Annotated in this window: 22 protein-coding genes; 10 read left to right on the top strand and 12 right to left on the bottom strand. The window is 65.9% G+C overall.

The genetic code is table 11. From position 1 onward, the window contains the following. Window positions 1-163: 163 nt before the first annotated feature. Window positions 164-751 carry a response regulator transcription factor gene (locus tag RJT48_RS17590; RefSeq protein ID WP_311173647.1) on the bottom strand — a complete coding sequence of 196 codons (588 nt, stop codon included), beginning with the start codon at window positions 749-751 and terminating at the stop codon, window positions 164-166. A 178-nt stretch (window positions 752-929) separates the two neighbouring features. Here RJT48_RS17590 and RJT48_RS17595 point away from each other — a divergent pair, with 178 nt between their 5' ends. Further along, window positions 930-2,477 (top strand): cryptochrome/photolyase family protein, encoded by a 1,548-nt coding sequence (locus tag RJT48_RS17595; RefSeq protein ID WP_311173648.1) that lies wholly within the window; start codon window positions 930-932, stop codon window positions 2,475-2,477. A 156-nt stretch (window positions 2,478-2,633) separates the two neighbouring features. On the opposite strand, the gene RJT48_RS17600 is transcribed toward RJT48_RS17595, so the two are convergent. Further along, a complete protein-coding gene (locus RJT48_RS17600) occupies window positions 2,634-2,828 on the bottom strand; it encodes a cold-shock protein (protein ID WP_185192500.1) in 195 nt (64 codons plus the stop codon). 95 nt (window positions 2,829-2,923) lie between these two features. Continuing rightward, a complete protein-coding gene (locus RJT48_RS17605) occupies window positions 2,924-3,439 on the bottom strand; it encodes a metal-dependent hydrolase (protein WP_311173649.1) in 516 nt (171 codons plus the stop codon). A 74-nt stretch (window positions 3,440-3,513) separates the two neighbouring features. Between RJT48_RS17605 and RJT48_RS17610 the strand changes: the two genes are divergently transcribed. Further along, window positions 3,514-5,112 carry an MFS transporter gene (locus RJT48_RS17610; RefSeq protein WP_311173650.1) on the top strand — a complete coding sequence of 533 codons (1,599 nt, stop codon included), beginning with the start codon at window positions 3,514-3,516 and terminating at the stop codon, window positions 5,110-5,112. Window positions 5,113-5,116: 4 nt separating this feature from the next. Here RJT48_RS17610 and RJT48_RS17615 read toward each other — a convergent pair whose 3' ends face one another. After that, window positions 5,117-5,605: a chemotaxis protein CheW gene (locus RJT48_RS17615; protein WP_311173651.1), complete on the bottom strand. Its 489-nt coding sequence runs from the start codon at window positions 5,603-5,605 to the stop codon at window positions 5,117-5,119. A gap of 142 nt (window positions 5,606-5,747) precedes the next feature. Here RJT48_RS17615 and RJT48_RS17620 point away from each other — a divergent pair, with 142 nt between their 5' ends. Genes RJT48_RS17620 through RJT48_RS17640 form a run of 5 tightly spaced genes read left to right on the top strand, consistent with a single transcriptional unit; the run spans window position 5,748 to window position 11,430 of the window. Then, a complete protein-coding gene (locus RJT48_RS17620; RefSeq protein WP_311173652.1) occupies window positions 5,748-5,885 on the top strand; it encodes a hypothetical protein in 138 nt (45 codons plus the stop codon). Further along, window positions 5,882-7,060 carry a chemotaxis-specific protein-glutamate methyltransferase CheB gene (gene cheB, locus RJT48_RS17625; RefSeq protein WP_311173653.1) on the top strand — a complete coding sequence of 393 codons (1,179 nt, stop codon included), beginning with the start codon at window positions 5,882-5,884 and terminating at the stop codon, window positions 7,058-7,060. Before RJT48_RS17620 ends, cheB begins: the two co-directional genes overlap by 4 nt. A 3-nt stretch (window positions 7,061-7,063) precedes the next feature. Continuing rightward, the gene (locus RJT48_RS17630) at window positions 7,064-9,688 is read left to right on the top strand and encodes a chemotaxis protein CheW (RefSeq protein WP_311173654.1); all 2,625 of its coding nucleotides are present in this window, start codon (window positions 7,064-7,066) and stop codon (window positions 9,686-9,688) included. Beyond that, on the top strand, window positions 9,688-10,539 hold the full coding sequence (locus RJT48_RS17635; protein ID WP_311173655.1) for a CheR family methyltransferase: 852 nt from the start codon (window positions 9,688-9,690) through the stop codon (window positions 10,537-10,539). The genes RJT48_RS17630 and RJT48_RS17635 overlap by 1 nt, the downstream gene beginning before the upstream one ends. Before the next feature lie 6 nt (window positions 10,540-10,545). Continuing rightward, entirely contained in the window at window positions 10,546-11,430 is an 885-nt protein-coding gene (locus RJT48_RS17640) for a CheF family chemotaxis protein (RefSeq protein ID WP_311173656.1), read from the top strand. Window positions 11,431-11,485: 55 nt separating this feature from the next. Here the strand turns inward: RJT48_RS17640 and RJT48_RS17645 are convergent, their stop codons facing one another. Together RJT48_RS17645 and RJT48_RS20840 are read right to left on the bottom strand one after the other, a co-directional pair. Continuing rightward, window positions 11,486-13,231: a DNA mismatch repair protein gene (locus tag RJT48_RS17645; RefSeq protein ID WP_311173657.1), complete on the bottom strand. Its 1,746-nt coding sequence runs from the start codon at window positions 13,229-13,231 to the stop codon at window positions 11,486-11,488. 132 nt (window positions 13,232-13,363) lie between these two features. After that, window positions 13,364-13,528, bottom strand: a complete 165-nt coding sequence (locus RJT48_RS20840) for a DUF7563 family protein (protein ID WP_425604731.1) — start codon at window positions 13,526-13,528, stop codon at window positions 13,364-13,366. Between the two features lie 259 nt (window positions 13,529-13,787). Here RJT48_RS20840 and RJT48_RS17650 point away from each other — a divergent pair, with 259 nt between their 5' ends. Then, window positions 13,788-15,593, top strand: coding sequence for a bacterio-opsin activator domain-containing protein (locus RJT48_RS17650; RefSeq protein WP_311173658.1), 1,806 nt, complete (start codon window positions 13,788-13,790; stop codon window positions 15,591-15,593). 158 nt (window positions 15,594-15,751) lie between these two features. Here the strand turns inward: RJT48_RS17650 and RJT48_RS17655 are convergent, their stop codons facing one another. The 5 genes from RJT48_RS17655 to RJT48_RS17675 all read right to left on the bottom strand — a co-directional run bounded on the left by RJT48_RS17655 (window position 15,752) and on the right by RJT48_RS17675 (window position 21,393). Beyond that, a complete protein-coding gene (locus RJT48_RS17655; RefSeq protein WP_311173659.1) occupies window positions 15,752-15,952 on the bottom strand; it encodes a DUF7835 family putative zinc beta-ribbon protein in 201 nt (66 codons plus the stop codon). Between the two features lie 70 nt (window positions 15,953-16,022). Beyond that, a complete protein-coding gene (locus RJT48_RS17660) occupies window positions 16,023-17,174 on the bottom strand; it encodes an acyl-CoA dehydrogenase family protein (protein ID WP_311173660.1) in 1,152 nt (383 codons plus the stop codon). Between the two features lie 68 nt (window positions 17,175-17,242). After that, window positions 17,243-18,904, bottom strand: a complete 1,662-nt coding sequence (locus RJT48_RS17665) for a class I adenylate-forming enzyme family protein (RefSeq protein WP_311173661.1) — start codon at window positions 18,902-18,904, stop codon at window positions 17,243-17,245. A gap of 51 nt (window positions 18,905-18,955) precedes the next feature. Beyond that, window positions 18,956-19,348: a methylmalonyl-CoA epimerase gene (gene mce, locus RJT48_RS17670; RefSeq protein ID WP_311173786.1), complete on the bottom strand. Its 393-nt coding sequence runs from the start codon at window positions 19,346-19,348 to the stop codon at window positions 18,956-18,958. 368 nt (window positions 19,349-19,716) lie between these two features. Beyond that, window positions 19,717-21,393 (bottom strand): acyl-CoA mutase large subunit family protein, encoded by a 1,677-nt coding sequence (locus RJT48_RS17675; protein WP_311173662.1) that lies wholly within the window; start codon window positions 21,391-21,393, stop codon window positions 19,717-19,719. 94 nt (window positions 21,394-21,487) lie between these two features. Between RJT48_RS17675 and RJT48_RS17680 the strand changes: the two genes are divergently transcribed. After that, window positions 21,488-22,576, top strand: a complete 1,089-nt coding sequence (locus tag RJT48_RS17680; RefSeq protein ID WP_311173663.1) for an NADH:flavin oxidoreductase/NADH oxidase — start codon at window positions 21,488-21,490, stop codon at window positions 22,574-22,576. A gap of 180 nt (window positions 22,577-22,756) precedes the next feature. Then, the gene (locus tag RJT48_RS17685) at window positions 22,757-23,776 is read left to right on the top strand and encodes a DUF7547 family protein (RefSeq protein WP_311173664.1); all 1,020 of its coding nucleotides are present in this window, start codon (window positions 22,757-22,759) and stop codon (window positions 23,774-23,776) included. 129 nt (window positions 23,777-23,905) lie between these two features. On the opposite strand, the gene RJT48_RS17690 is transcribed toward RJT48_RS17685, so the two are convergent. Beyond that, window positions 23,906-25,345 (bottom strand): PQQ-dependent sugar dehydrogenase, encoded by a 1,440-nt coding sequence (locus RJT48_RS17690; protein ID WP_311173665.1) that lies wholly within the window; start codon window positions 25,343-25,345, stop codon window positions 23,906-23,908. Between the last annotated feature and the right edge of the window lie 20 nt (window positions 25,346-25,365).

Here is a 25,365-nt window from a genome sequence, read left to right on the forward strand (position 1 = left end):
ACGTGTGTCTTGTGATCAAAACGCGCCACAGGAGAGGTCTTTCCGGTAAGCGCCGTCACCGGGGGAAACACTCACCAGTAGCCGGTGAGACCAATCAACAGCAGAGTTGCCGTCTTCGGAAGCGAATGTCCCGGAGGCGGACCGACCTTCCTCAGGAGGGCGCCTACGTCGAATCGTCGTCCATCTCGATGTCGGGAAACGATGCAAACGCGGTCCGGAAGTCCCCGTCGCTCAACTCCGCGAGCTGCTCGTCGAGTTCGGCTCGGATCTTCTCCATTCGATCTTTCAGTTCCTGGTACTCCGCTTCCTCCTCGACGGTGACGTCGGGAGCGGATTCGAGGGCGGCCTTCTTCGAGGCCAGTTGGAAGAACTCCTGTGTTCGACTATCGTAGTCGGAGCGCCGGAGCAGCACCTCCACGAGACTCTGGAGGTCCTCCCGGGTGACGGGCTTCACCAGGTAGTCGTCGAACGGCATCTTGACGATGTCGACGTCGGGCTCGACCGCCGTGATCATCGCGACACGGCAGTCGATCCCTCGGGATCTGATCTCTCCCAGCACCTCGTCGCCGGTCATCTGCGGCATCCGCCGGTCGAGGAGCACCACGTCGGTGTCTTCCTCGATGATCTCCAGGGCAGACTCGCCGTCGGTCGCCGTCTCGACGTCGTACTCGTCCGAAAGATAGATAGCGTAGAGTTCCGCCAGATCGGTCTCGTCTTCGACCACGACAATCCGGGGTGTGGAACGGTCCATAGCTCGTTATCGACCCCGACGGAGGCCGCCATCTAAATTCTTGTCCCCGAGTCCTACACTGCGGGGGTGTTCTCGGCTCCCAAGACGGATCGCTGTCTCTCCCAGCGGCCGACACAGGATACGACGCCGACGTGGAACGGCCGTGGTGGTTTTTACGCCGCCTCGCGAACGCTCGGTAATGACGGTCTGGCTCCTCGGGGATCAACTCTATCCGGAGGCTGCTCCGCTACAGTCCGCAGAGCGCGTTCTGCTTATCGAAGCGCACGCGTTCGCCGAGCGGCATCGATACCACCCGCAGAAGCTCACGCTGGTGTTCAGCGCGATGCGTCACTTCCGTGACGCCCTTCGTGACCGTGGCTACGACGTCACGTATCTGCAGGCGGAGACCTTCGGAGACGGGCTCGACCGCTACTTCGCGGCGAATCCCGACGACGAACTCGTGGGGATGCGATCGCCCAGCCACGGGTCGGACGAGCGTCGGCAGCAGCTAGTGGCCGACCGCGACAGCACGCTGACGCTGGTCGAAAACGACCTGTTTCTGACGACCCGCGAGACGTTCGAGGCGTGGGCCGATGACGGCCGATCCGATGGCGAATCCGCAAGCGACGGTGACGACGATCCGGTGAACGTCGGCCCTTACCGACAGGAAAACTGGTACCGCCACGTCCGCCGGAAGACGGGTATTCTGATGGACGACGGCGACCCTGTCGGCGGCGCGTGGAACTACGACGAGGAAAACAGGGAGCCGCCGCCGCCGGAGTGGACGCCGCCGGAGGAGCCGCAGTTCGAGCCAGACCGGATCACCCGCGAGGTCCAATCGTTCGTAGCCGAGCGCTACGACGACCTCTGGGGTGAGCCGGACGGCTTCCGATGGCCGGTGACCCGGGCCGCGGCAAAGCGCGCGCTCGACGCGTTCGTATCAGCGCGGTTGCCCGAGTTCGGCACGTATCAGGACGCGATGGTCGACGACGAGTGGGCGCTTTGTCACTCGCTGCTCTCGGCGTCGCTCAATCTCGGGTTGCTGCACCCGCGGGAGGCGATCGACGCGGTCGTTACGGCGTACGAGGCCCGTGACGCCCCGCTCAATAGCGTCGAAGGGTTCGTCAGGCAGGTGCTCGGGTGGCGGGAGTTTATGCGCCACGTCTACCGGCGGGCGATGCCGGAACTGGCGTCGGCGAACCAGCTCGGTGCGACAGCGTCGCTCCCGCCTGCGTACTGGGACGGCGACACGGAGATGCGCTGTCTCTCGGCGGCCGTCGACCACGTCCACACGCGGGGGTACGCACACCACATCGAGCGGCTGATGGTCCTCTCGAACTTCGCCCTGCTGTATGGAGTCGACCCCGCGGAACTCAACGAGTGGTTCCATCTGGGGTTCGTCGACGCCTACCACTGGGTGACGACGCCGAACGTCGTCGGGATGGGGTCGTTCGGCACCGACGTCCTCTCCTCGAAGCCCTACGCGTCCTCGGCGAACTACATCGACCGGATGAGCGACCACTGCGGACACTGTCCGTACGCGAAATCGAAGACCACCGGGGAGAACGCCTGTCCGTTCAACGCCCTCTACTGGGACTTCCTGAAACGCAACGAGGAGACGCTTCGCGGGACCGGCCGGATGGGGCTGATGTACTCACACGTCGACCGGAAAGACGACGACGAGTGGGCGGCGATCCGGGAGCGCGTGGCCGAGATCAGAGAGCAGGCCGAAGCCGGCGAGTTGTGAGGAAAACGCGGAGGGCACAGGGAAACGTGGTACGAGCGGCGGTACCGATTGCTCTACAAACGCCTGAGATACCGTTCGCTCAGCACGTGAGAAATAGAGGTTCGTGGTGAGACTCGACGGAACCGCCGACCGCAGTGCCGCTGTCGTGGTGCGTCCTTACAGGCGCTGGAGATTCGTCGCGCGCGGGCCCTTGTCGGCCTGCTCGATGTCGAACTCCACTTCCTGTCCTTCTTCGAGGTCGGGACCCCCGACGTCCTCCATGTGGAAGAAGACGTCCTCCTCAGAATCCTCGCTCTCGATGAAACCGTAACCGCCTGTGTCGTTAAAGAACGCAACCGTGCCTGTCGCCATTGCAGTTTACATCACGGGAAGGCGATATTTAAGATTTGTGCCGTGGACCGGGAGAGCGGGCCGTTCGGGGGGCTTCCGGGATTCGCCGGGCGGTCTCACAACGCGAATCCGAGGTACGTCGCGGCGCCGGTCGCGAAGATCCCGACGGCGAACAGTCCGTAGTTCGCGAGTGTGTTGTTCGCTCGCCAGAGGCCGAGCGTGTACGTCCGGCTCGACAAGGGCCACAGGAAGTTGACGCCCGCCGGCGTGAGCGCGTCGCCGAGGAGGTGCGCGACGACCGAGATCGACCCGACGGCGAATCCGAGCGCCGCCAGCGAGAGTCCTCCGGCGATGGTCCCGACCGCGAACGGTTCCGATCCCATACCTGCTGACTTCAGTGCGATCCCCAGTCCGGCGAAGACCGCGCCGACGAGGGCCGCAAAGAGAAGCGAGTGCGTGGGTCCCCGGTGTGGAATGCCCGGAACTCGGTGGTCGAGGTCAGGAAGCATCGAGAGCCACACCATCACCCCACCGACGACGAGCGCCAGGCCGATCTGCTCGACGGCGACGAGGACGAAGGCGATAGGGGAGAAGACGAGCAGCGAAACGCCGAAGTGGCCCTTGCGGTACATACACCCACCTCGGACTGGGGCGGGGAAAAGCGTCCTGCCTGAAATATATACGGGCCCCTCGTGTTCGACGTGACGTGGACGAAGAGAGGAAATCGACGGCTGCGGGAAGTCCCAACGAGCGTACCCAAGCGGAAGGCGTATCCGCCGTACGCGCCGCTGTTTCTGACGGTGGCGCCGCCGAATCGACCGACGGAAGCGGTGCTATCGTAGCGGCCGACGGGAGCGGCGTCGATGCTACGGCTGACGGAAGCGGTGTCGACGCTACGGCTGAGGGAAGCGGTGCTATCGCAACGGCCGACGGAAGCGGTGTCGACGCTACGGCTGAGGGAACGGGGTCGGACGCGTGGCTGTACGGCTGGGCGCTCGGATACGCTGCCGTGGGGGCTGCCTCGCTGCTCGTTCCGCTTTACGCCATCGATCTTGGAGCCGGCGCATTGATCGTGAGTCTGGTAGCCGCGACGGCAGCGTTTGCGGGCATTCCGGGCGCGATCCTCTGGGGACGGCTCGTGACGCGGACGGATCGTCGACGACCGTTCATTCTGGTTGCGCTCGGATTGACGGGGATCGTCTTCCTCCTTCTGCCGTTTCTTGCATCACCGTGGACTGTCCTGATCGCCAACGCCGCACTCTGGTTTGTCGTCGCCGCCGCCGCGCCCGTACTCAACGTCGTCGTCGTCGAGGGATACCGGCCGGCCGACTGGAACCGCCGGTTCGGACTGCTGAACCACTATCAGGGCTACGGCTGGCTGATCGGCCTCGTGGCGGGCGGCATCTGGTCGTCGCTCGCCGGCACCCGAGTCGGACTGTCGCCCCTGGCCGCGAAACGGCTCTTCTTCATCGGGAGTGCGCTCGTGACCTTGGGGGGGTTTCTGCTGGTATTGAACCGGTATCCGAAGCCGCCGACGATCTCGAACCAACGATTCCGGCGGCTCTCCCGCCGCATCAGGTCACCACAGGGGACCGGAATACGGGCGATCCAGGCGATCCCGTTCGGTCCCGCACGGATGTACTGGGCGCTCCGCGATATCGGACTCGGCCGCGGAATCCGATCACGGCTGAGCGATCGGTTCTCCGGACCCCTCGTCCGGTATCTCCTCGCGGCGGTCGTGTTCTTTGCCGGCTTCTCGGCCTTCTTCGCCCCCCTCCCGGCGTACCTCGTCGACGCGGGCTATGCGACCGACGAGGTGTTCGCGCTGTTCATCCTCACCTCTGCGGCTGCAGCCGTCTCGTACGCGGCTGTCGGGACACTCGCTTCCGCCGCCGACCCGTTCAGGCTGCAGGTCGGCGCGTTGCTCTTCCGCGCCGGTGCGTTCCCGGTCGTCGCGGTGGTGGGAGCGGCCGTTGCCCCACCTCTCGGTCTCGTCCTCGTGGCAGCGTTCTTCATAGCGATCGGTGCCTCGTGGGCGGTAATCGCGGTCACTGCAGTGGGGTTAGTCACGCGCTTAGCGCCCGCCCCCGTCCGCGCTGAGGCACTCGGCGCCTACACCGCCATCGGAAGTCTCGGTGCCGGACTCGGGAGCGTCCTCGGCGGTGCCCTCGCGGACACAGTCGGTTATCTGCCCGCCTTTCTCGTGGCGGGCGTCTGTGTCGTGGCCGGAACAGTCATCGCAATAGACGGGTTGCGCGGGACCACGGAATCGTCGCCCACGACGGCGCGATCCCTCCGCGAGTGAAGCGCTACGCTCCTGTGGTCTTCGTCGGCGTGATCCAGACGACCAAGTCGTCCTCCCGCCGGACGATTCCCTCGATGAAGTCGCCGCGCTCCATCGGCGGTTCCTCGACGTCGTCCATCGAGACGCGGATCACCTGAAACACCTCGTCGACCATCCAACCGACGGCTGCCTCGTCTTCGAATTTGCTTGCGTCGAAGATCACGATCCGCCCCGCCTCGGTGTCGTCACCCTCGACGTTCAGGAGCGTTTTCGGGTTGACGATCGAGGTGGTTCGGCCGCGGAGATCCATCACGCCCTCGACGAACTCGGGGGCGTTCGGCACCTTCGTGACGGAGCCTCGGTCGACGATTTCGGAGACGTAGTCGATGTCGACGCAGTAGCGCTCGCCACCCAACTCGAACTCGAGAACCTGCATCTGTTCGGCCGTGGTTTCTGCGTCGTCGTCTGCGGCGGCGCGGGTGACGCCCGCCGCTGCGGTTTGTTCCTGTGACATAGGGGGTTCTCCGGCGACGTCCGCGCCGCCGGTCGTTGTTTCCGAAGGGGCACACGGCATCAATAAATGTACGGCCGCCGTTATCAGGGCTGATTCTCACCGGCGAGTGCTTAAGTTCCCCAGTTGGAAAGTGCAAATCGAGATGAGCGGGCACGAGCACGACGCGGGTCGGCCGACGGGACCTGCGGAACGACGGGAGCCGCCGACGGTCCGGACCGCGCGTCCGACGCACGCGGTCCAGGTTAGGACCGGCGCCGTGACGGAGGCGTCGATGCGATGAGCACGGCGTCGGAATCCGGGGGGCGCGGATCCACGACTCGGGCGGTCATCGTCGACGACTCGCGGTTTATGCGGACGCTGATTCGACGGCTGCTCGAGGAGGGCGGCATCGAGGTGGTCGGCGAGGCCGACGACGGGTCGGAAGCCGTGGATGCGGTCGTCGAATACGATCCCGACGTGGTGACGATGGACATCGAGATGCCGACGATGAACGGCATCGAAGCCGTCGAAGCCATTATGGACGAGCACCCGACGCCGGTGTTGATGCTCTCGGCGCACGCCGAGGAGGACGCCGACGTCACCTTCGAGGCGTTGGACCGCGGTGCGGTCGACTTCGTCACCAAACCGGGCGGTGAGGTAACGTCGTCGATGCCCCAGGTGAAACGGGAACTCGTCGAGAAAGTCGAGTCCGCGGCCCGGGTGGACCTCTCGGCTAACGCGCGGATGTCCTCGAAGAACGCGTCAGCGGCGACATCGGCGTCGACGTCCTCGGCAGAGAGAACCGGCGCCGGTGCAAGCGGGGTGACGACGTCACGACCGTCGAGAAAGGCTGACTCGGAACCGTCCGCATCGGCGGCCGCCGGACGGTCGTATCCCGACGCCGGCACGCTCGTGATCGGAGCGTCGACCGGCGGTCCGAACGTGGTCGAACGCGTCCTCTCGGGGCTCCCGCGCGCTGCGAACCTCAGGGTCCTCGTCGTACAGCACATGCCGGAAGGGTTTACGGGCCGATTTTCGACCCGACTCGACGACAAATCGGAGTACACCGTCCAGGAGGCCGAGGAGAGCGAACGGATCGGGCCGGGCGAGGCGCGGGTCGCTCCCGGCGGCCATCATCTGGTGGTCAGCGGGGATCGGAACGGGCGTCTCCGCCTGGAACTGACGGAGACGGAGCCGATCCACGGCGTCCGGCCCGCGGTCGATCTGGTGATGGCGTCCGCGGCGGAGAACGCCGCACACCCGCTGTGTGCCGTCCTGCTTACCGGGATGGGCCGGGACGGCGTCGACGGGATGGGGCGCATCGCCGACGCCGGAGGGCACACGATCGCGCAGGACGAAGCCACCTCAGCAATCTTCGGGATGCCGAAGCGGGCGATCGAAACGGGAAGCGTCGAGACGGTCGCACCGGCCGAGGAGATCGCCGAGAACGCACTGCAGTACTTCGCGGAGGAGTGACAGATGGACGACGAACTCTACCAGGAATTCATCACCGAATCCGAAGAAAGCATCACGCAGCTGAATAACTCCCTGCTCGATCTGGAGGCGAATCCGGACGACGAGGAGGCGATCGACGACATCTTCAGACAGGCACACACCCTGAAGGGGAACTTCGGGGCGATGGGGTTCGACAACGCCTCGACCGTCGCCCACGCCGTCGAGGATCTGCTCGATGCGGTCCGCCAGGGGGAAATCGAGGTGACCCACGAGCGGATGGACCTGGTCTTCGACGGGATGGACGAGATCCTCGACATCCTCCACGAGATCGAGGAAGAGGGCGAATCCACCCGCGATCCGAGCGATCTGGTCGACGAGATCCGGGCAGCGGCCGAACCGGAGTCAGGTGGCGACGGGTCCGACGGGGCCGCTGAGGACGAAGCCCGCTCAGTGGACGAAAGCGACGCCGGGGAATCGACCGCACAGGAACGGCCGCCGGAATCCAGCGCGGAACTCGAACTCGCCGCCGAGGTACTCGACCCCGAGGACCCGGCGCTGGCCGACACCGAGTGGCTCTTCCACGCAGAGGTCGCGCTCGATGCGGGCGAGATGAAGGGCGTCGACGGCGGCCTGTTCGTCGACGGTCTGCCCGAGGAGTTGGCTGTCGTCGGCGCGAAGCCGAGTCTCGACCGGATCGAGGAGGGAGACTTCGGCGAGACGTTCGTCGTCTTCGTCGCCGACGAGACCGAGGACAAACTCGACGCGATCCTCCGCGATCTCTGGAAAGTCGAATCGGTATCGCTCACCGACGTGAGCGCGTTGCTGGATGGCGGCGTTCCGGAACCGGCGGGTGATACCGCATCGACGGACGACAGCAGTCCAGCGGACGGCGGCGGCTCTGCCGGCGCTGCCGACGATCCCGTCGAGACGGATTCGACGGCCACGGACGACTCCGCCGGCGCGGCACCGGCTGGCAACTCCGTCCCCGACAGCGACGTCGATCCCGACTCGGCGGCCGCCGCGGTCGACGCCGTGGTGGACGCGTACTCGTCCGACGGGACGGACGACGCCGGCGCCGAAAGCGGGAGCGACGCCACCGCGTCCTCGGAGACCGAAACGTCAGCGTCGCCGGCCGGAAGTGACGCCGAAGCGACAGACGCCGGGGACAGCAGCGAGGCATCTCCGTCCAGCGACTCGACGGCTGGATCGGAAGCGGCGGGCGACGCAGGCGGGCAGTCAGCATCCGCCAGCGGTTCCCACGGCGGATCGTCGGACACCCCGGGCGCGGATACGTCCGCAGACGACGGCGGCGGCGACGCCGGGAGCACCGAGGAGTCCGACGCCGACGACAGCGACGACTCGGGCGGCTCGAAGTCTGCCGAAGACGGAGACGACGGATCGGACGGCGGCGAGTCGACGCCGTCGATCTCGGAGGTGAAGTCTGTCCGCGTCGACGTCGACCAGCTCGACGAACTCCACAGCCTGGTCGAACAGTTGGTCACGAGCCGGATCAAGCTCCGGCAGGCCGTCGAGGGCGAAGACACCTCGACGGGCGGCCGCGACACCCTCGACGAACTCGATAAGATCTCCTCGAACCTCCAGGACACCGTGATGGATATGCGGCTCATCCCGCTGAAGAAGGTGTTCGACAAGTTCCCGCGGCTCGTTCGCGACCTCGCCCGCGAGGAGGAAAAGCGGGTGAACTTCTCCGTGGAGGGCGAGAACATCGAACTCGACCGGACGATCCTCGACGAGATATCCGATCCGCTGATGCACGTGCTCCGGAACGCGGTCGATCACGGGATCGAGGCGCCGGAGGAGCGCGAGGCGGTCGGCAAACCCGCGATGGGGTCGGTCGAACTCCGCGCGGAGCGCGAACACGACACCGTCGTCATCACCGTCGAGGACGACGGCGGCGGGATCGACGCGGACGCCCTCCGCGATACGGTCGCCGAAGAGGGGATCCGGACCCGCGAGGAACTCGCGGAGCTGCCCGACGAGGAGATCTACGACTTCATCTTCCACCCCGGCCTCTCGACGAACGACGAGATCACCGACGTCAGCGGCCGCGGGGTCGGGATGGACGTCGTCAAGACCACCGTCGAATCCCTGGACGGGTCGGTCGACGTCGACAGCACCCTCGGCGAGGGGACGACGGTCTCGATCCGGCTGCCGGTGTCGGTCGCGATCATCAAGGTGCTATTCGTCGAGGTCGGCGACCGGGAGTTCGGTGTCCCGATCAAGTACATCGACGAGATCTCCCGGGAGACGCGCATCCAGCGCGTCGACGGCGCGGAGGTGATCGTCCACGAGGAGCGCATCTTCCCGCTGATTCGACTCCGGGAGGCACTGGATCTGGACACGGAGCCGATCGACGACGGGATGGTGGTGCGGATCCGGCCAGCCGACCGCCAGGTCGCGCTCCAGTGTGAGGGCGTCTCCCGGCAGGAGGAGGTCGTGGTCACGCCGCTGCAGGGGCCGCTCCGCGGAACCGAGGGGCTCTCCGGGACGGCCGTCGTCGGCGACGGCAACGTCGTCCCCATCCTGGACGTGAACTCCCTGCGCATCCCGGACGAGGGTAAACAGGCTCGCAGACAGTGGGTGCCGCCGGAAGACGAAAGCGCCGAGGCCGAGGGGGTGGCCGACTGATGGCGCTGGAAACCGACACCGACGAGGTTGACGAGGGCTTCGAGGAGCTGCTCTCCTACGTCGAGACGTCGCTGTCGTTTGCGACCAGCGTCTACAACCGGTCGTACCTCGACCGCCGCATCTCCGCGCGGATGCGTCGCCGTCACGTCGACGAGTACGGCGAGTACCTGGACCTCCTGACGGACGATACGGACGAGCAGGAGGCGCTTTTGAACGCGCTCTCCGTCAACGTGACCAGCTTCTTCCGCAACCCGGACGTCTGGGAAGGCATCCGGGACATCCTGGCCGAGCTGAACGACGAGCGGCGGATCAACGTCTGGAGCGCGGCCAGTTCGGACGGCCGCGAGGCGTACTCCGTCGCGATGCTCGCTCTCGACGACGACCGTGTGGACGCGAGGAAAGTGAACATCCTCGGAACCGACATCAAACCGGAGATCCTCCGTGCAGCCCGTCGAGGAGAGTACGAGGCGTCGGAAACGAACGACCTCAAGTCGCAACTCGAACCGCTGAGCGAGTACGACCGGTACGTCGAACAGGACGGCGACACCTACCGCGTCACCGACGAAGTGCGCGATCTGGTGTCGTTCGAGCGTCACGATCTCGTGCAGGAGGATCCGCCGCGGACGTTCGATCTCGTCATCTGTCGGAACCTCTTCATCTACATCAATCGGGAAGCGAAACAGGCTATCTTTGAGACGCTCGGCTCCGCCGTCAAGCCCCGCGGGTACCTGACGATCGGGATGACCGAGACGATCCCGACCTCCTGTCGGGATCAGTTCGACCCCGTCGAGAAACGACTCCGAATCTACCGCGACACCGGGGAGGGCGAGCCGGGTGACTCTCGGGGGTGAGCTGAGGTGAAATCCGGCGAGACGAAGATTGCGGACACGCGCGGTCGGTTCCTGCAGGCGATCCGAGACGGCCGAGAGCGGAACGATGCGGCCTGGACCAACGGGCGCATCCTGCTTTCGAACCGTCGGATCGTGCTGGCGGGCACCGGCGGCAAACGCACCTTCCCGCTGTCGGCGATCGACCGCGTCGGCGGCCGGTTCGACGTCAATCAGCGCGTCGCGACCGTCTCCGATTACCTCGCGTTGCAGTTCGACAACGGGGAGAACGTCATTCTCGTCGCGCCGGGAGACTACGAGGAGTTCGAGATGGACTTCTACGACGCGCTCCTCTCGTCGACGAAGTTCCTGATCCGGCACCCCGCCGTCGAGGGCGGCGTCGTGCAGAACACCGAGTGGGAGGGTGCGCGGATGAAAGTCGAGGAGGAGGCGGTCAGCATCGCGACGGTCAACGGCACGTTCGTCGAGGTCAAACTCGACGACATCGGCGACATCGAGATGGGCCGGCGGACCGTCCGCGAAGAGCAACGGGAGGTCATCGAGGTCGAACACTCCGACGACGAGGGGACGAGCGTCCAGACGTACATCTCCGGGCCGAAAGACGCAGTCGACAACCTGAAATCGTTGCTGCAGATCGGCGACGAGCAGACCGAGACGTCGCTTGACCTCTCTCAGCAGGACAAACAGGTACTGATGGCGCTGTACTCCGGCGTCTCGCCGTTCGACATCCCGGCGTTCCTCGGGATCGACGTCGACGAGGTCGAGGAACTGTTCGTCAGACTCATCGACCACGACGTCCTCGACGAGGTCCGCGTCCGCCACGAGGTCGAGTTGAACGCCCGCGGGCGGTCGATCGCGGCCGATGCGATCGACGAGCAGGGCGCCGAAATGTAATAATCTCTCCCACGCTGGGCCGATCCAGATCCCCGTTGGATTCGCTTCAGGTCGATTACCCGTCCGACCACGCGGCGTCCGACAGCGTCCGCTGGACTGCCTCCTCGCCGACGGCGGCCGCGAGTGCCTCGAAACCCTGTCGCTCGACGGGATCGCGGGCGTTCGCGACCAGGCGGGAGACGATGAACTCCGGCGTCGACTTGCCGATCGTCCCGAACCGCGGCTGGTAGTCGACTCTGAGTTCCAGGTTCTCGGTCAGTCCCTCGGCGAAGATCCCGTCGATTCGGGCCTCCGGCGGGAGCGGGCTCAGGTCGTCGGCCAGGTGAGTGACGTAGACCCCGAGCGCGCCGCGGTCGACGGTCAGATCGACCAGGCCGTTCAGAAGGTCCGCCGCGCGGCCGGGTTCGGTGATCGCCTCGAACTCGTCGACGAGCATCAGCGTCCGGTCCCCGGTCGACAGCGGCGGCACGATCGACTTCAGCGTGGATTCCAGGACCCCCGCGTTGAAACTCGCGTGCCGGCGGTGGAAGACGACGGTGTCGAACCCGCCGACCTCGGCGCGTTGTGCGGGGACAGGCAGCCCCATCGCTGCCAGCAGGACGACCTGCGCGAGCGTCTCCAACAGCGTCGTCTTCCCGCCGGAGTTGGCGCCGGTGAGGACGGCGACCCGATCGCCCGAGGGCGGCGACTCCCCGGCGAGATTCAGGTCGTGAGCCCCGACCGCGTAGTTCACGGGCTGGACGTCGCCGGAGAGCGTCAGGTTGCGCGCGCCGGCGACGGCGAGTCCGTCGTCGACGAGTCGCGGGCGGGTTAGCTCGTGGGCGGCGGCGAATCGACCCAGCGAAAGTTCGAACGCGATGTCGGAGACGGCCGCGACGGCGACGTCGACGTCCCGGCGGGCTTCCTCGACCGACTCGCGCAGGTCCGCGGCGACGGTCGACTCGCGCTCGTCGACCTCCTCGTCGAGTTCCGAGAGCAGATTCCGGAGGGACGTCGCCGCGAAGTCCGCCTCGTCGCGGGCGTCCTCCGCGACGGCGGCTTCGATCCGGCCGCGGGGCACCTCCGTTTCGGCGGCGACGTATTCGACGAACGCTGCGCGGAACTCCTCGAAGGACCGGACCCCGCGCTCACGGACGGATTCGAGGACGTCCAGCGCACTCGACTGGAGGGTAGCGACATCGTCGCGGCGCTCACGGAGCCGGTCGAGTTCGTCGTCGACGCCGGAGGCGACCGATCCGTCCTCGGAGACGGTCCCCAAGGCGTCGGCAGCCGCCGAGAGCGCGTCGTCGTCGAGGACTTCGAGCGATTCGAAGGTTTCGCCGCAGAGACCCGCTTCGCGGAGTTCCAGCGCCGTTTCGACGGCCGCCCGGTCGGAGCCGTCGGCCTCGTCGTAGGACGCGAACGCCGAGCGAACGGCGTCGCGCTCCTCGTCGTCGAGTCCGAGCCACGCGTCGCGGGCCGCGAGCACCCGGTCGAGTCGTTCCTCACGGTCTTCGACGTCGGGCAGCGGGGTCAGGACGCGGATCCGGTCTGCGGCGTGCGCCGTCAACGCGTGTTGGCTCGCCAGTTCGAGCAGTTCGTCGTACACCTCGCGGGTGTCTCGCGTCCCGAGGGTTTCGATTCCCGTAGCGCCGTTGGCCCGGCGGAGGATCCGGACCGCCCGGCCCCGCGGGAGACCCGCCTCTGCAAGCGCCCGGATGTCGGCGCTTTCGATAGCCTCGACAGCGCGCTCGACGCCCATCGACTCCCGGAGCTGTTCGCTCGTCTTCGGGCCCACCCCCCAGTAGTCCTCCAGTCGCATACACCCGACGTCCCGCGGCACCACCTTGTAGGTTGGCGGTTCACACGACGTCCCGCGGCACCACCTTGTAGGTTGGCGGTTTACCCGGCGCTTCGCGGGACCGCTCTTCGGGTCACGGGGGACGGCAGCGGTCTACAGGGACGAGACGCGCCGCGCCCGGGCATCTCGCACCTTTGCACCCTCCCTGATCGCATCCTCACAGTTCGGGCACACCCGCGCGTCCTTGACGCCCTCGGGTGCGAACACACGCACGTAATCGCGTGAAACGAACGAGCCACAGTTCTGGCATTCAGGCACGGAAGGCCACCTCGACGACGATTCGATTTTTCATATCCATCTGTTCATACCGAGTGTGTACTCCTAACACAGGGCCCTAAGATAGTAGGGTTTGGCCGATAGTCTCTGTCAAGCTTCACCAGCCATCGGATCGACGGGTCACACCAGTCGGCAGCGACCGGGAAGAAGAGGGTCTTTCTGATAGGTTTCGGCGCCCGGTCGGTCGGACGGCGAAGGGGGCAGGTATTAGTTCGTCGCCCCGTTTTTTCCGCGTATCAGGATGTCAACGGACCGGACGTCGGGGGAGACTGAGAAGGGGAGCGATTCGGGTGTCGACGACCCAGTCGTCCTCGTCGTCGACGACGACAGGGATCTGACGGACACCTGTGCGTACTGGCTGCGCGAGGAGTACGACGTCCGCGTCGCCTACGGGGGCGAGGAAGCGCTGGAAAAGATGGACGACACCGTCGACGTCGTGCTTTTGGACAGGCGGATGCCGGACCTGTCCGGCGACGAGGTACTCGAAGCCATCGACGACCGCGGATTCGACTGCCGCGTCGCGATGATGACGGCGGTCGATCCCGACACCGACATCGTCGAGATGCCGTTCGACGAGTACCTCGTCAAGCCCGTCGGCCAGGACGGACTCCGGGAGACAGTCGAAGAACTGCTCGTCCGCTCGGAGTTCGACGAGGAGGTGCGGGAGTATTTCGCCCTCGAATCGACGGAGGAGGCACTCGACACGCGGAAGGCGGGTGACCTCGGTGATCCGGCCGCGTTGGAAGCCCTGACCGAGCGGATCCGAGACCTCAAGCAGAAACGGGCCTCGGAGATCGAGCGTCGCCAGGAACAACTGACCCGGGTGCGCCGGATCAACGAACTGCTTCGGGACGTCGATGGGGCACTCGTCGACGCGACGACGCGTGAGGATATCGAGACGGCGGTCTGTTCGGCCTTCGAGTCCTCGCCGTACCGGGGCGCGTGGATCGCCAGGTACGAGGCGACCCTGGGGACAGTCGAACCGAGGGCGACGACCGATGCCGTGGATATCGATGCGATCCGCGACAGAGGCGCCGACGGGGATCGGCAACCCGTCGCGCTCGACGTCGTCAGGGATGCCGTCGACGACGGCGCAGTTGCCACGACGACAGTCACCGACGGATCGGTTCCGGTGATCGACACGGGCGGCGACACCGCGGAGGGCGGATACGACGTCGTCGCGGTCCCGATCCGATACCGCGAGTCGACGTATGGGGCGCTCGTCGTCTACGTGAGCGGTATCCTCACAGACGAAGAACGGTCGGTGCTGGGTGAGATCGGCGGAACGATCGGGAACGGTATCGACGCTGCGACGTCCAAGGAGTTACTCTACAGCGACAGCGCGGTCGAACTCGAATTCGACCACACCGACACCCGGGACGTCGTCGTCGATCTCTCTCTGGAGTTCGACACGACTGTCCGACTCGAGAACGTCGCTCCTGCGGGTGACGGCGCCGTGTCGTGTTATCTCACGATCGAGGATGTGGAGGCGGAGCAGGTGCTGTCCGCCGTCGGCTCTCTGGAAGCGCTGGTCGAGGCTCGAATCGTCTCCGAGGAGAGCAACGAGGTGCTGTTCGAGCTACGGCTGACGGACGCCTCGGTGCTGGTCACGCTGACCGAACTCGGCGCGACCGTCGAGTCGTTTACCGCGACCGGCGGCGAGGGCACGCTCGTCCTCCGGACGCCGGCGGGCTCAGATCTGCGCGCACTCACCGACGCCATTCAGTCGTCGTATCCGGACGTCTCGGTCGTGGCAAAACGGGAGGTCGAAGACGACGTCCAGTCGCCGACCTCCTTCCGCCGACAGCTCGAAGCGAAACTCACTGACCGGCAGCGTGACGTGATGGAGACGGCGATGGTCTCGGGGTACTTCGAGTGGCCCCGGGGGAGTACCGCCGAGGAGGTCGCCGAGTCCCTGGGGATTTCCGCCCCGACGTTCCACGAACATCTCCGTTCGGGGGAGCGGAAGCTCGTGGAATCGTTCTTCGCGGAGGCGAAGGGGTCGCGCGCGAAGCGTGACGTCGAGAACGCCGCCGGGGACGACTGATACTCTCGTCTCTAACTGTTGCGAGATGTTCGCGGCTCCGGGGTCACGAAATTCTTCACAGACCGACAGCCGACAGTATGAAAGCCGACGAGCAAGCCCGGCGGTCATCGAGGAGGGCGGATCCCGCAGGGGGAGGGGAGAATCTCCCGGGACGACGCCTACGCGTTGTTCATCCGCTGGGCGTACTCGTCGCCGCAGACGCGACACTGCGTCACCCGGTAGGGCTCCCGGGAGAACGCCCGGTTCGTCTTCTTTTGGCTCTCCGTCTTGAGTTCGATCGAAACCGCGTGCGGCGTCGTGGTGCCGCACTCATCGCAGTGCTCCCGCAGTTCGGCCTGGGTCGATTGTGTTTTCGACATTGTGTTTCAGTACCTGATACGAGGGGCACTATCCCATTCACTCGCGACCCTACAAGGATAGGCCCGAGACTCAGATCGACCCCTGTCGGTAGACGAGGTTGCGCTGGATCTCGTTTGCTCCCTCGTAGATGACCGGGATTCGGACGTCGCGGTAGACACGGGAGATCGGGTACTCCTTGAGGATCGACCGGCCGCCGTGGAGTTGCATTCCGCGTTCCGCACAGTCGACGGCGACCTCCGTGGACTTGGTCTTCGTCGCGGCCGCCCAGAATCCGGCGTTGTCGTTCGTGGCGACCTTCTCGGCGGCCCGCCAGTTGAGTGCGCGGGCGGCCTCGAACTCCATTCGCATATCCGCGATGGTGTGCTGTGTCGACTGGAACTCGGCGACCTCGCGGCCGAACGCCTCCCGGTCGTGGACGAACTTCCAGGTCTCCTCGATCGCCCGGGCAGCGAGGCCGATGCCGTGACCGCCGACGACCACGCGGCCGTGGTTGAAGAAGTCCGCCAGCGCGTAGAAGCCGCCCCCTTCGGCGCCGACGAGGTTCTCCTCCGGGATCTCACAGTCGTCGAAGACGATGTGGCCCTGTTTGGAGGCGCGCATCCCGATCTTCTCGGGGATGTGTTCGGCCTCGTAGCCGGGCGTGTCGGTCTCGACGATGAAAAGCGAGTAGTTGCCGTACCGGTCGTCGCTGTCGCCGGTCTTCGCGTAGACCGTGAGCCAGTCGGCCTCGACCGCGTTGCCGATCCAGTACTTTTCGCCGTTGAGAACCCACCCGTCGTCGGTTCGCTCGGCGGTCGTCGTCATCCCGGCCATATCCGACCCCGTGTGCGGCTCCGAGACAGCGAGTCCCGAGATCTGGTCGTTTGCGGCCACGGGCCGGAGATACTCCTCTTTCTGCTCGTCGCTGCCGTACGTTTCGACGATTTCACAGCCGAACGATGCCAACATCAGGGTCAGCGCGATCCCGGCGTCGGCCGCGTAGAACTCCTCGTTGATCGCGAGGATCTCTTCGAGGCCGAGCCCGCGACCGCCGTACTCCTCGCTTATGTCCTGGGCGACCAGTCCCGCGTCCATCCCCGCTTCGAGGATCTCCCAGGGGTACTCGGCGGACTCGAAGTACTCCTCGGCGTTCGGTCGGATATGTTCGTCGGCGAACTCCCGGGCTTCCTGTTTGACACCGCGGGCGTGTTCCGGGAGGATCGACTCGTCGAGTAAGTCCATAGGTCGCTCTGTCGTGCCACCAGCAAATAACTCTCGGAACGGTGAAAAACTTCAAACGTGCTACGAGTTTATATGCTGTCCGAGCGATCAGGGGCCGAAGACTCCGAACTACTGTAGGAAAGATTCTTTCGTACCGCCTGGCGGTCTGCCGTTCCGGAGACGGTCCGCGGGAGTTCGTCGGTGAACGCGATCGTTTTCGGGAGCTTGAACCCCGCCAGTAGCTCACGCGAGTACTCGAGGAGTTCGCTACGATCGATGGAGGCGTCCGCGGGGGAACCGCCATCAGAGGTACCCGACCCGACCCCGTTGTCCGGAACGACGAGTGCAGCGACCCGTTCGCCCCACTCCGCGTCGGGAACCCCGACGACAACCGCATCGCGTACCGCAGGATGTGAAACGAGTACGTTCGAAACCTCGCCGGGGTCGACGATTTCGCCGCCCGTGATGATCCGGTCGTCGACGCGATTCAGGACGTTCAGCGTCCCGGATTCGTCGACGACGGCCACGTCACCCGTGTGGAGACCGAACTCGCCGAACGATTCGGCAGCGGCTGGTTCGTTCCCGTAATACCCGGGAGTCACGGTCGGGCCGTCGACCACGAGTTCCCCCGACTCGCCGCGCGGCAGCGGGACGCCGCTGCCGTCGACGACGGTCATCTCGGTGAACAAAAGCGGCCGGCCGACGCTCTCGGGGTCCGCAAACGCCTCTTTCGGGGTCGCCGTCGCGGCCTGTGACGCCGTTTCCGTCATCCCGTAGGTGGGATGGACCGGGACCCCGTAGTCCCGACACCGCTCGATAAGCTCCGTGGAGACCGGGGCTCCCCCGAGCAACACGATCCGCAGCGAGTCCGTGAGCGTTCCGCGTTTGTCGAGCATCCGCCTGAGCATCGTCGGGACGAGCGAAACGGCGGTCGCGTCGTAGCGGTCCAGATCGTCGGCTGCCGAACCAGCCTCGAACGACCCCCGGAGGACGACAGTCATCCCGTACAGCGGCATCCGGAGCAGCGGCGTGATCCCTCCGACGTGGTGCAACGGCAGCGTCGCCAGCCAACGATCGGCCGGATCGAGTCCGAGCCGGAACGCGGAAGTGACAGCGCTGGCGAGGACATTCTTGACTGTCAGCCGAACCGGCTTCGGATCGCCGGTCGTGCCCGACGTGTAGACGATCAACTGGGTATCCGAAAGCGACAGGTCCGCGACCGTCACCTGCTCGGGGGTCGCAGCCGAGAGCGGTTCCGTGCAGTCGCCCTGCGGGTCGTCGACAGAGACGACGGCCGGTGGGTCAGCCGCCTCCCCGTCGCGGTCGGCTCCCCCGTCGGTGCTGGGCGCTTTCGTGTCCGACCCGGCTCCGATATCGGCTCCCGTGCCGTCCGCGACGCGGGCCACGGCGTCGACGACGCTGCCTTCGGTCGATGCGTCACAGAGAACTATCGTCACGTCGGCGGTCGCTATCTTCCCGGCGAGTTCCCGAGCGGTGAGCCCGGCGCCCATCGGCACGATCGTCACGCCGAGTCGCATCGCGGCGTGGAGCAGACACACGTACTCCAGGCTCGGTTGCAACACGGCCCCGAGGTGGTCCCCTCGCTCGACGCCGAGGCTTGCGAGCCGACCGGCGACGTCGTCGACGAGCGCGTCGAGATCCGAAAACCGATATATGTCACCGGTTTCGGCCTCGATGAGCGCCTCGTCGTCGGGATCGATCCGGGCCCGGTGGGAGAGCCAATCACGCATCGTTCGTGTGGGCGGGCCCGACCGCCTAAATCCCTCCGTTCGCCGGACGCGCTACGCTCCCTCGCCCGCGACGAACTCGACGAGAACGCCGCCGGTCGACGAGGGGTGCAGGAACGCCACCTCGTGACCCCAGGCCCCCTGGCGGGGCTCTTCATCCACCAGATCGACGCCTGCCTCGCGTGCCCGGTCGAGCGCCGCGTCGATGTCGTCGGTGCGGAGCGCGATGTGGTGGATTCCCGGGCCGTGACTGTCGAGAAACCCCCGGATCGGCCCTTCGTCGTGCGGTTCGAGCAGTTCGAAGTAGCCACCGTCGAGTTCGAGGAACCGGACGTCCATTCCCCCGAATCGCTCTTTATGTACGGGCGGCGCGTCACAGAGCACCTCGAACAGCGCCGCTAGATCGTCGGCGTCGGTCGTCGCTATCCCGAGGTGGTCGAAAGCCATCGACATACGCCCACTCTCGGGGGATGGCGACATAACGGTTATCGAGAATTCAGTAGGTTCTGGGAATGCTCAATGCTGTTCATCAAACGAGAAACTGCAGGGTATCATTTTGTCTCCGGAGGAACACTGTTGGCCACATCTGTGACAGCCACTGCAAACGTCTTCCCACACACACAATTGACGCGATGTACTGCTGTATCTGCTTTGAGCCAGTTCCCACAGTCACACCGCATCTGAATTTTTCTCTCGCCAGATCGACCGACATTTTCTCTCATATATGATAAGTCCTCGCTGGGCGTATAACACACATCTTTCACTCGGAAGAACACAACAAGGGTTTCTCCTCACAGAAAGCGCTCGATAATCAACTAAATACTAGGCCGGTACTCGCCGAATTCGTCACGGAGCACGTCGGAGATTTCGCCGACGGTAGCGTAGGCCTTCACCGCGTCGATGATCGGCGGCACGAGGTTGTCGTCGCCGGCGGCGGCCGTCCGAAGCGCCGACAGTGTGGCCTCGACGGCCTCCTCGTCGCGTTCGGCTTTCACCGCCGTCAATCGCTCCTGCTGTCGTTTCTCGTCCTCCTCCTCGACTTCCTCGATGTCGACGTGCGGCTCCTCGTCGACCTCGTATTCGTTGACGCCGACGACGATCCGGTCGCCCGATTCGATCTCCCGTTGCCGCTCGAAGGCGACGTCCTGGATCTGCCGTTTCACCCAGCCCGATTCGACGGCCGAGAGCATCCCGCCGCGGTCGTCGACTTCCTCGAGGATCTCGGTGGCTTCCGCCTCGATATCGTCGGTGAGCGACTCGACGTAGTAACTCCCCGCCAGCGGATCGATCGTGTCCGCGACGCCCGACTCGTGGGCGAGGATCTGCTGGGTTCGGAGCGCCGTCCTGACGGACTGCTCGGTCGGCAGCGACAGCGCCTCGTCTTTCCCGTTGGTGTGGAGGCTCTGGGCCCCGCCGAGGACGGCCGCAAGCGCCTGGTAGGCGACCCTGACCACGTTGTTCTCGACCTGCTGGGCGGTGAGCGTCGAGCCGCCGGTCTGGGCGTGGAACTTCAGCTGTTTTGACTTCGGGTCCTCGGCGCCGAACCGCTCTTCGAGGATTTTCGCCCACATCCGGCGGGCGGCGCGGAACTTCGCGACTTCCTCGAAGATGTTGTTGTGTGCGTTGAAAAAAAAGGAGAGCTGCGGGGCGAACTCGTCGACGTCGAGGCCGGCGTCGAGAGCCGCCTCGACGTACTCGATGCCGTCCCCGAGCGTGAACGCCACTTCCTGGGCGGCCGTCGACCCGGCCTCGCGGATGTGGTAGCCCGAGATGGAGATAGTGTTGAAATTCGGCGTCTCCTCGGCGCAGAACTCGAAGATGTCGGTCACGAGGCGCATCGACGGCTCCGGCGGGTAAATGTAGAGATTGCGGGCGATGTACTCTTTCAGCACGTCGTTCTGGATCGTCCCGCGGAGTTCCTTACGAGGGACGCCCTGCTGGTCGCCGATCGCGACGTACATCGCAAAGAGCACCGCCGCGGGCGCGTTGATCGTCATCGACGTCGACACGTCGTCCAGGGGAATGCCGTCGAAGACGACCTCCATATCCCGCAGGCTGTCGATCGCGACCCCGGCTTTCCCCACCTCGCCGGCGGCCATCGCGGCGTCGGAGTCGTAGCCTTTCTGCGTCGGGAGATCGAACGCCATCGACAGCCCGGAGGAGCCCTGCTCGATCAGATAGCGAAACCGCTCGTTCGTCTCCGCGGCGGTCCCCATCCCGGCGTACTGCCGCATCGTCCAGTGCCGTCCGCGGTGCATCGTCGGATAGACGCCGCGCGTGTACGGTTCTTCTCCCGGAAATCCCAGGTCTTCCTCGTAGTCGAGGTCTGCGACGTCCTCGGGCGTGTAGAGCCGCTTGACCTCCTGCCCGCCGGTGTCCGTGGTGAACGTCTCCCGGCGCTCCCCGAACCGCTCGAGCGTGGGCGCGAGCGTCTCTTCTTCCCACTCGCGTTTGGCCGCCCGGATCTCGGCGAGCTCGTCGGGGTCGAACATACCCGATGGTGGCGGCCGGGTGCTCTTGAAACTGTCCGCTCCCGCTCAAAGCGAGTCAGCAGGCCTTTGCCCTCGCCGTGGTGAAGCACCCACGATGACTGATTCGCTGTTCACGCCGCTTTCGCTCCGCGGAACGGACATCCCGAACCGCGTGATGCTGTCGCCGATGTGTCAGTACTCGGCACCGGAGGGCTACGCGACCGACTGGCACAAAGTGCATCTGGGGAGCCGCGCCGTCGGCGGCGCCGGTGTCGTGATGACGGAAGCGACCGCCGTTTCCCCCGCCGGGCGAATCTCGCGACAGGACCTCGGCATCTGGTCCGACGATCACGCCGACGCGTTGCGTGATACCGTCGCGTTCGTCCGCGATCGGGGGAGCGTCCCCGGGATCCAGCTCGCGCACGCCGGCCGCAAGGCAAGCACTCGCCCGCCCTGGGACGGGAGCACCCCAATTCAGCCGGACTCCGGCGGCTGGGAGGTGCTCGCTCCGAGCGCGACGCCGTACCCCCATCCGGAGGGCGAACCGGTGCCGACCGAGCGGACGACGAAAGCGGACATCGATCGAGTCGTCGAACAGTTCCGTCTGGCCGCAGAGCGCGCACGCGATGTCGGCTTCGAAATCGCCGAGGTCCACGCCGCGCACGGCTACCTGCTCCACGAGTTCCTCTCGCCCGTCACGAACGACCGCGACGACGAGTACGGCGGCACCTTCAAGAACCGCGCACGACTCGCCTGCGAGGTCACCGAGGCGGTCCGGGAAGTGTGGCCGGACAATCAGCCGGTTTTCGTGCGAATCTCGGCGACCGACTGGCTGCCGGACCGCCAGTCGTGGGACCTCGACGACTCCGCGCGACTCGCCCCGCTGCTTGCCGACGCAGGCGCCGACCTGATCGACGTCAGTTCCGGCGGCATCCATCCGGACCAGCAGGTCCCCGAAAGCGGCCCAGGCTATCAGGTGCCGTACGCCGAACGCGTGAAGGAGGCCACAGACGCCGCCGTCGGGGCCGTCGGCGGGATCACGACGCCCCAGCAGGCCGACCAACTGATCCGAAACGACCGCGCGGATCTCGCGATCGTCGGCCGTGAACACCTCCGGAATCCCTATTTCACGCTGGAGGCCGCCCACGAACTCGGCGTCGACGTCGAGTGGCCGAAACAGTACGAACGCGGTCAGTTCGACTGATTGTTGCCGGTTCGACTGACCGCGGCCAGTTCGACTGATTGTGGTCGGTTCGACTGATTGCGACCGGTTCGACTGATCGCGGTCACTTCGACCGATCACGGCCGGGCCGACTGACCGCGAATAGCATCGGAACTCCACCCCAGCGCATACCCTTTTGTCCGCTCGTTCCCTACGACTGGTATGTCCTCCCGCGACGACGCCGACCGCGACGAAGCGGATCTGCGCGTGCTTCTCGACGATCTCGAAACCACCCTCTCGGCGCTTCAGAACGAGCTGAGCGCCGAGGCCGGGCGTCCGCCCGCCGACGATCAGGCAGGGGACGGGAGCCGGGATCGGAGGGGATCGACCAGGATCGATCCGGACTCGCACCGCGGTCGAATGAGACGGGACCCGCCGCGTCCACCGTCGCTGCGGGACCTGTTCCGCTTCACCGAGCAGTACACGCTGCCGACCGTGATTTCGCTACTGGAGACGACGATCCAGTCGCTTGAACTCCTCCGAGGGGTACTTCGCGTCGCGGATCCGGAGCGATCTGCGTTCGATCCCCGCGATTCGGGGAGCGGCCGGACGCGAGCGACAGACCTCGGCGACGAAGTTACCAGGGCCGGCCGAGACGCGGTCTCGGGGATGGGGCGCGGCGCGGTCTCCGGACTGGAACGGACCCTCTCGGAACTCCAGCGGGCGCTCTCGGAGTCGGACCTCCCCGAAGAGGAGACCTCTCGCGAGCTACTCCAGGACGCCCAGCGGCTCTCCGGGGAAGTCGCGGAGCGACTCGCGGCGGCGCAAACGGAGGGCGAATCCGAACGGTACGGATATCGTGGCGAAAGCGACGATTCCCAAGCGGCGCCAGACACCGGAGCCGATGCGGTCACGATCGACGTCACCGACGATCTGGCCACTGGTCGAGACGAGACTCAGTCCGAGAATAGTGCGGGCGGCGAAATGCAGGAACAACCGTCGACCGAGGAGGTCGAGATCGACGTCGAGGCGGAACTGGCCTCGATCAAAGACGAAGTCGAACCACGCGGTGAGAGAGACGAATCTGCAACCGACAGCGGTTCTGCCGACGGAGTCGACGAGACAGCGGGCGAGGAGGGTGACGTCGAGAGTAACGAAGAGACCGACAGCGACTCCCCGGAAGGGAATTCGTCCGACTCCGGCGACAGATCTGCCGACGAACCGGACGAGGACGAGTCCTAAGGCTCAAGCTCGCGGAAGCCGCTTCAACGATGGCACCATTCCGCGTTCTCATAGGGATTATCGTAAGTCCTCATAGAATTCTGGCCGGACGGGGCGGCGAGAATCTATGAACAGTTACGATAATCCCTATCAGGGCTCGCTGATCCGGAACACCTGCCCGTCGTCGCCCTCACCGCCGGGGTCGTCGGTAGTGAGCACGTACAGGTCCCCCGCCCGCCCGCGACCGAAGCCGAGCACGTACCGTCCGAGATCCGTCTCCCCGACCACTGGGACAGTCTCGATCTCCCACGGGGGTGTCGCACTCGGGTCCACCGCGAACAGCCGCCCCCGGGCGACGTAGTCGGCGAACACGTAGGCCCCCTGGAGAGCGGGCACCGCGTCGCTCTCGGCGACGTACCCACCGATGATCGAGACACCCCCGAGGTCGCCGTCGTGGGAATACTCCGCGACCGGATCGAGGAACGGGTCGCCCGTCGGCGTCGCGGCCGGATAGGTATCTTCCCGGAAACAGTGGGCTCCCTCGCGGACGTTCCAGCCGTAGTTGCCGCCGCGTTCGACGATATTCAGTTCCTCCCAGGCGTCCTGCCCGACGTCAGCAGCGTAGAGGTCGCTGCCGGCAAACGAGAGTCGCCAGGGGTTCCGAAACCCCCACGCGTACTGCTCTGAGAGGCCTTCGCGGCCGACGAGCGGGTTCGAATCCGGGATCCCGTAGGGTTTGTCGTTGCCGCCCTCGCCGCCGGAGCCATCCACGCCGCCGCGTTCGTCGACGTCGATCCGCAGGATGCTCCCCAGCAGGTTCTCCGTGACGTCCTGACCGTTGCCGCCAGCGACGGCGTCGTACCAGTCGTCGACGTGTCCAGTGCCGACGTCGTTCGCGCCGCCGCCGTCGCCGAACGCGACGTAGAGGTACCCGTCGGGACCGAACGCGAGCGCGCCGGCGTTGTGATTCGACTGCGGTTGTGGGACCGCAAGCAGCCTCCGCTCGGTGAAATCGTCCGCGGCGTCCGCTTCGGGATCGACGGTGACCTCCGCGAGGACCGCCGTGTGGCTGTAGTTGTCGGGCGTCTCTCCACGTGACGACGCGCTGTATCGGACGTACAGGCGGCCGGTGTCCGCGAACTCCGGATGCGCTGCGACGCCGAGCAGGCCACGCTCGCCCCCGAGAACCACGCGGTCCGAGAGGTCCAAAAGCGGCGTGTCGCTCCGGCCGGCGTCGGTCAACTCGGAGAGCACTCCGACGCGGTCGACGACGAACTGCCGGTCGGTTCCCGCCGGAGCAACGAAGTCGAGCGGCGCCGAAAAGCCCGATGCAACCCGTTCGACCCCGACGCGAGCGCGCTCCAGGTCCGGAGGAGGGCCGTCGGCGTCGGCGGGCGTCGGAATCCGCGTCGACGGAGTGCTCCCGCCCGTCGTCGCCGAGTCAGTCCTGTATCCGGTCGATCCATCCGTGTCGCTGTCGTCGGGACCATCGGTTGCGGCACACCCCGCGATCGATGCGAGGCCGACAGCGAGGCCGGACCGGAGGAAGCGACGGCGACGGGGGGAAGCCGGAGATGACGACTCGTTCATACCGACGTCACGGCTCGAAC

The organism is Halobellus ordinarius (assembly GCF_031823395.1).
Lineage (GTDB): Archaea > Halobacteriota > Halobacteria > Halobacteriales > Haloferacaceae > Haloquadratum > Haloquadratum ordinarius.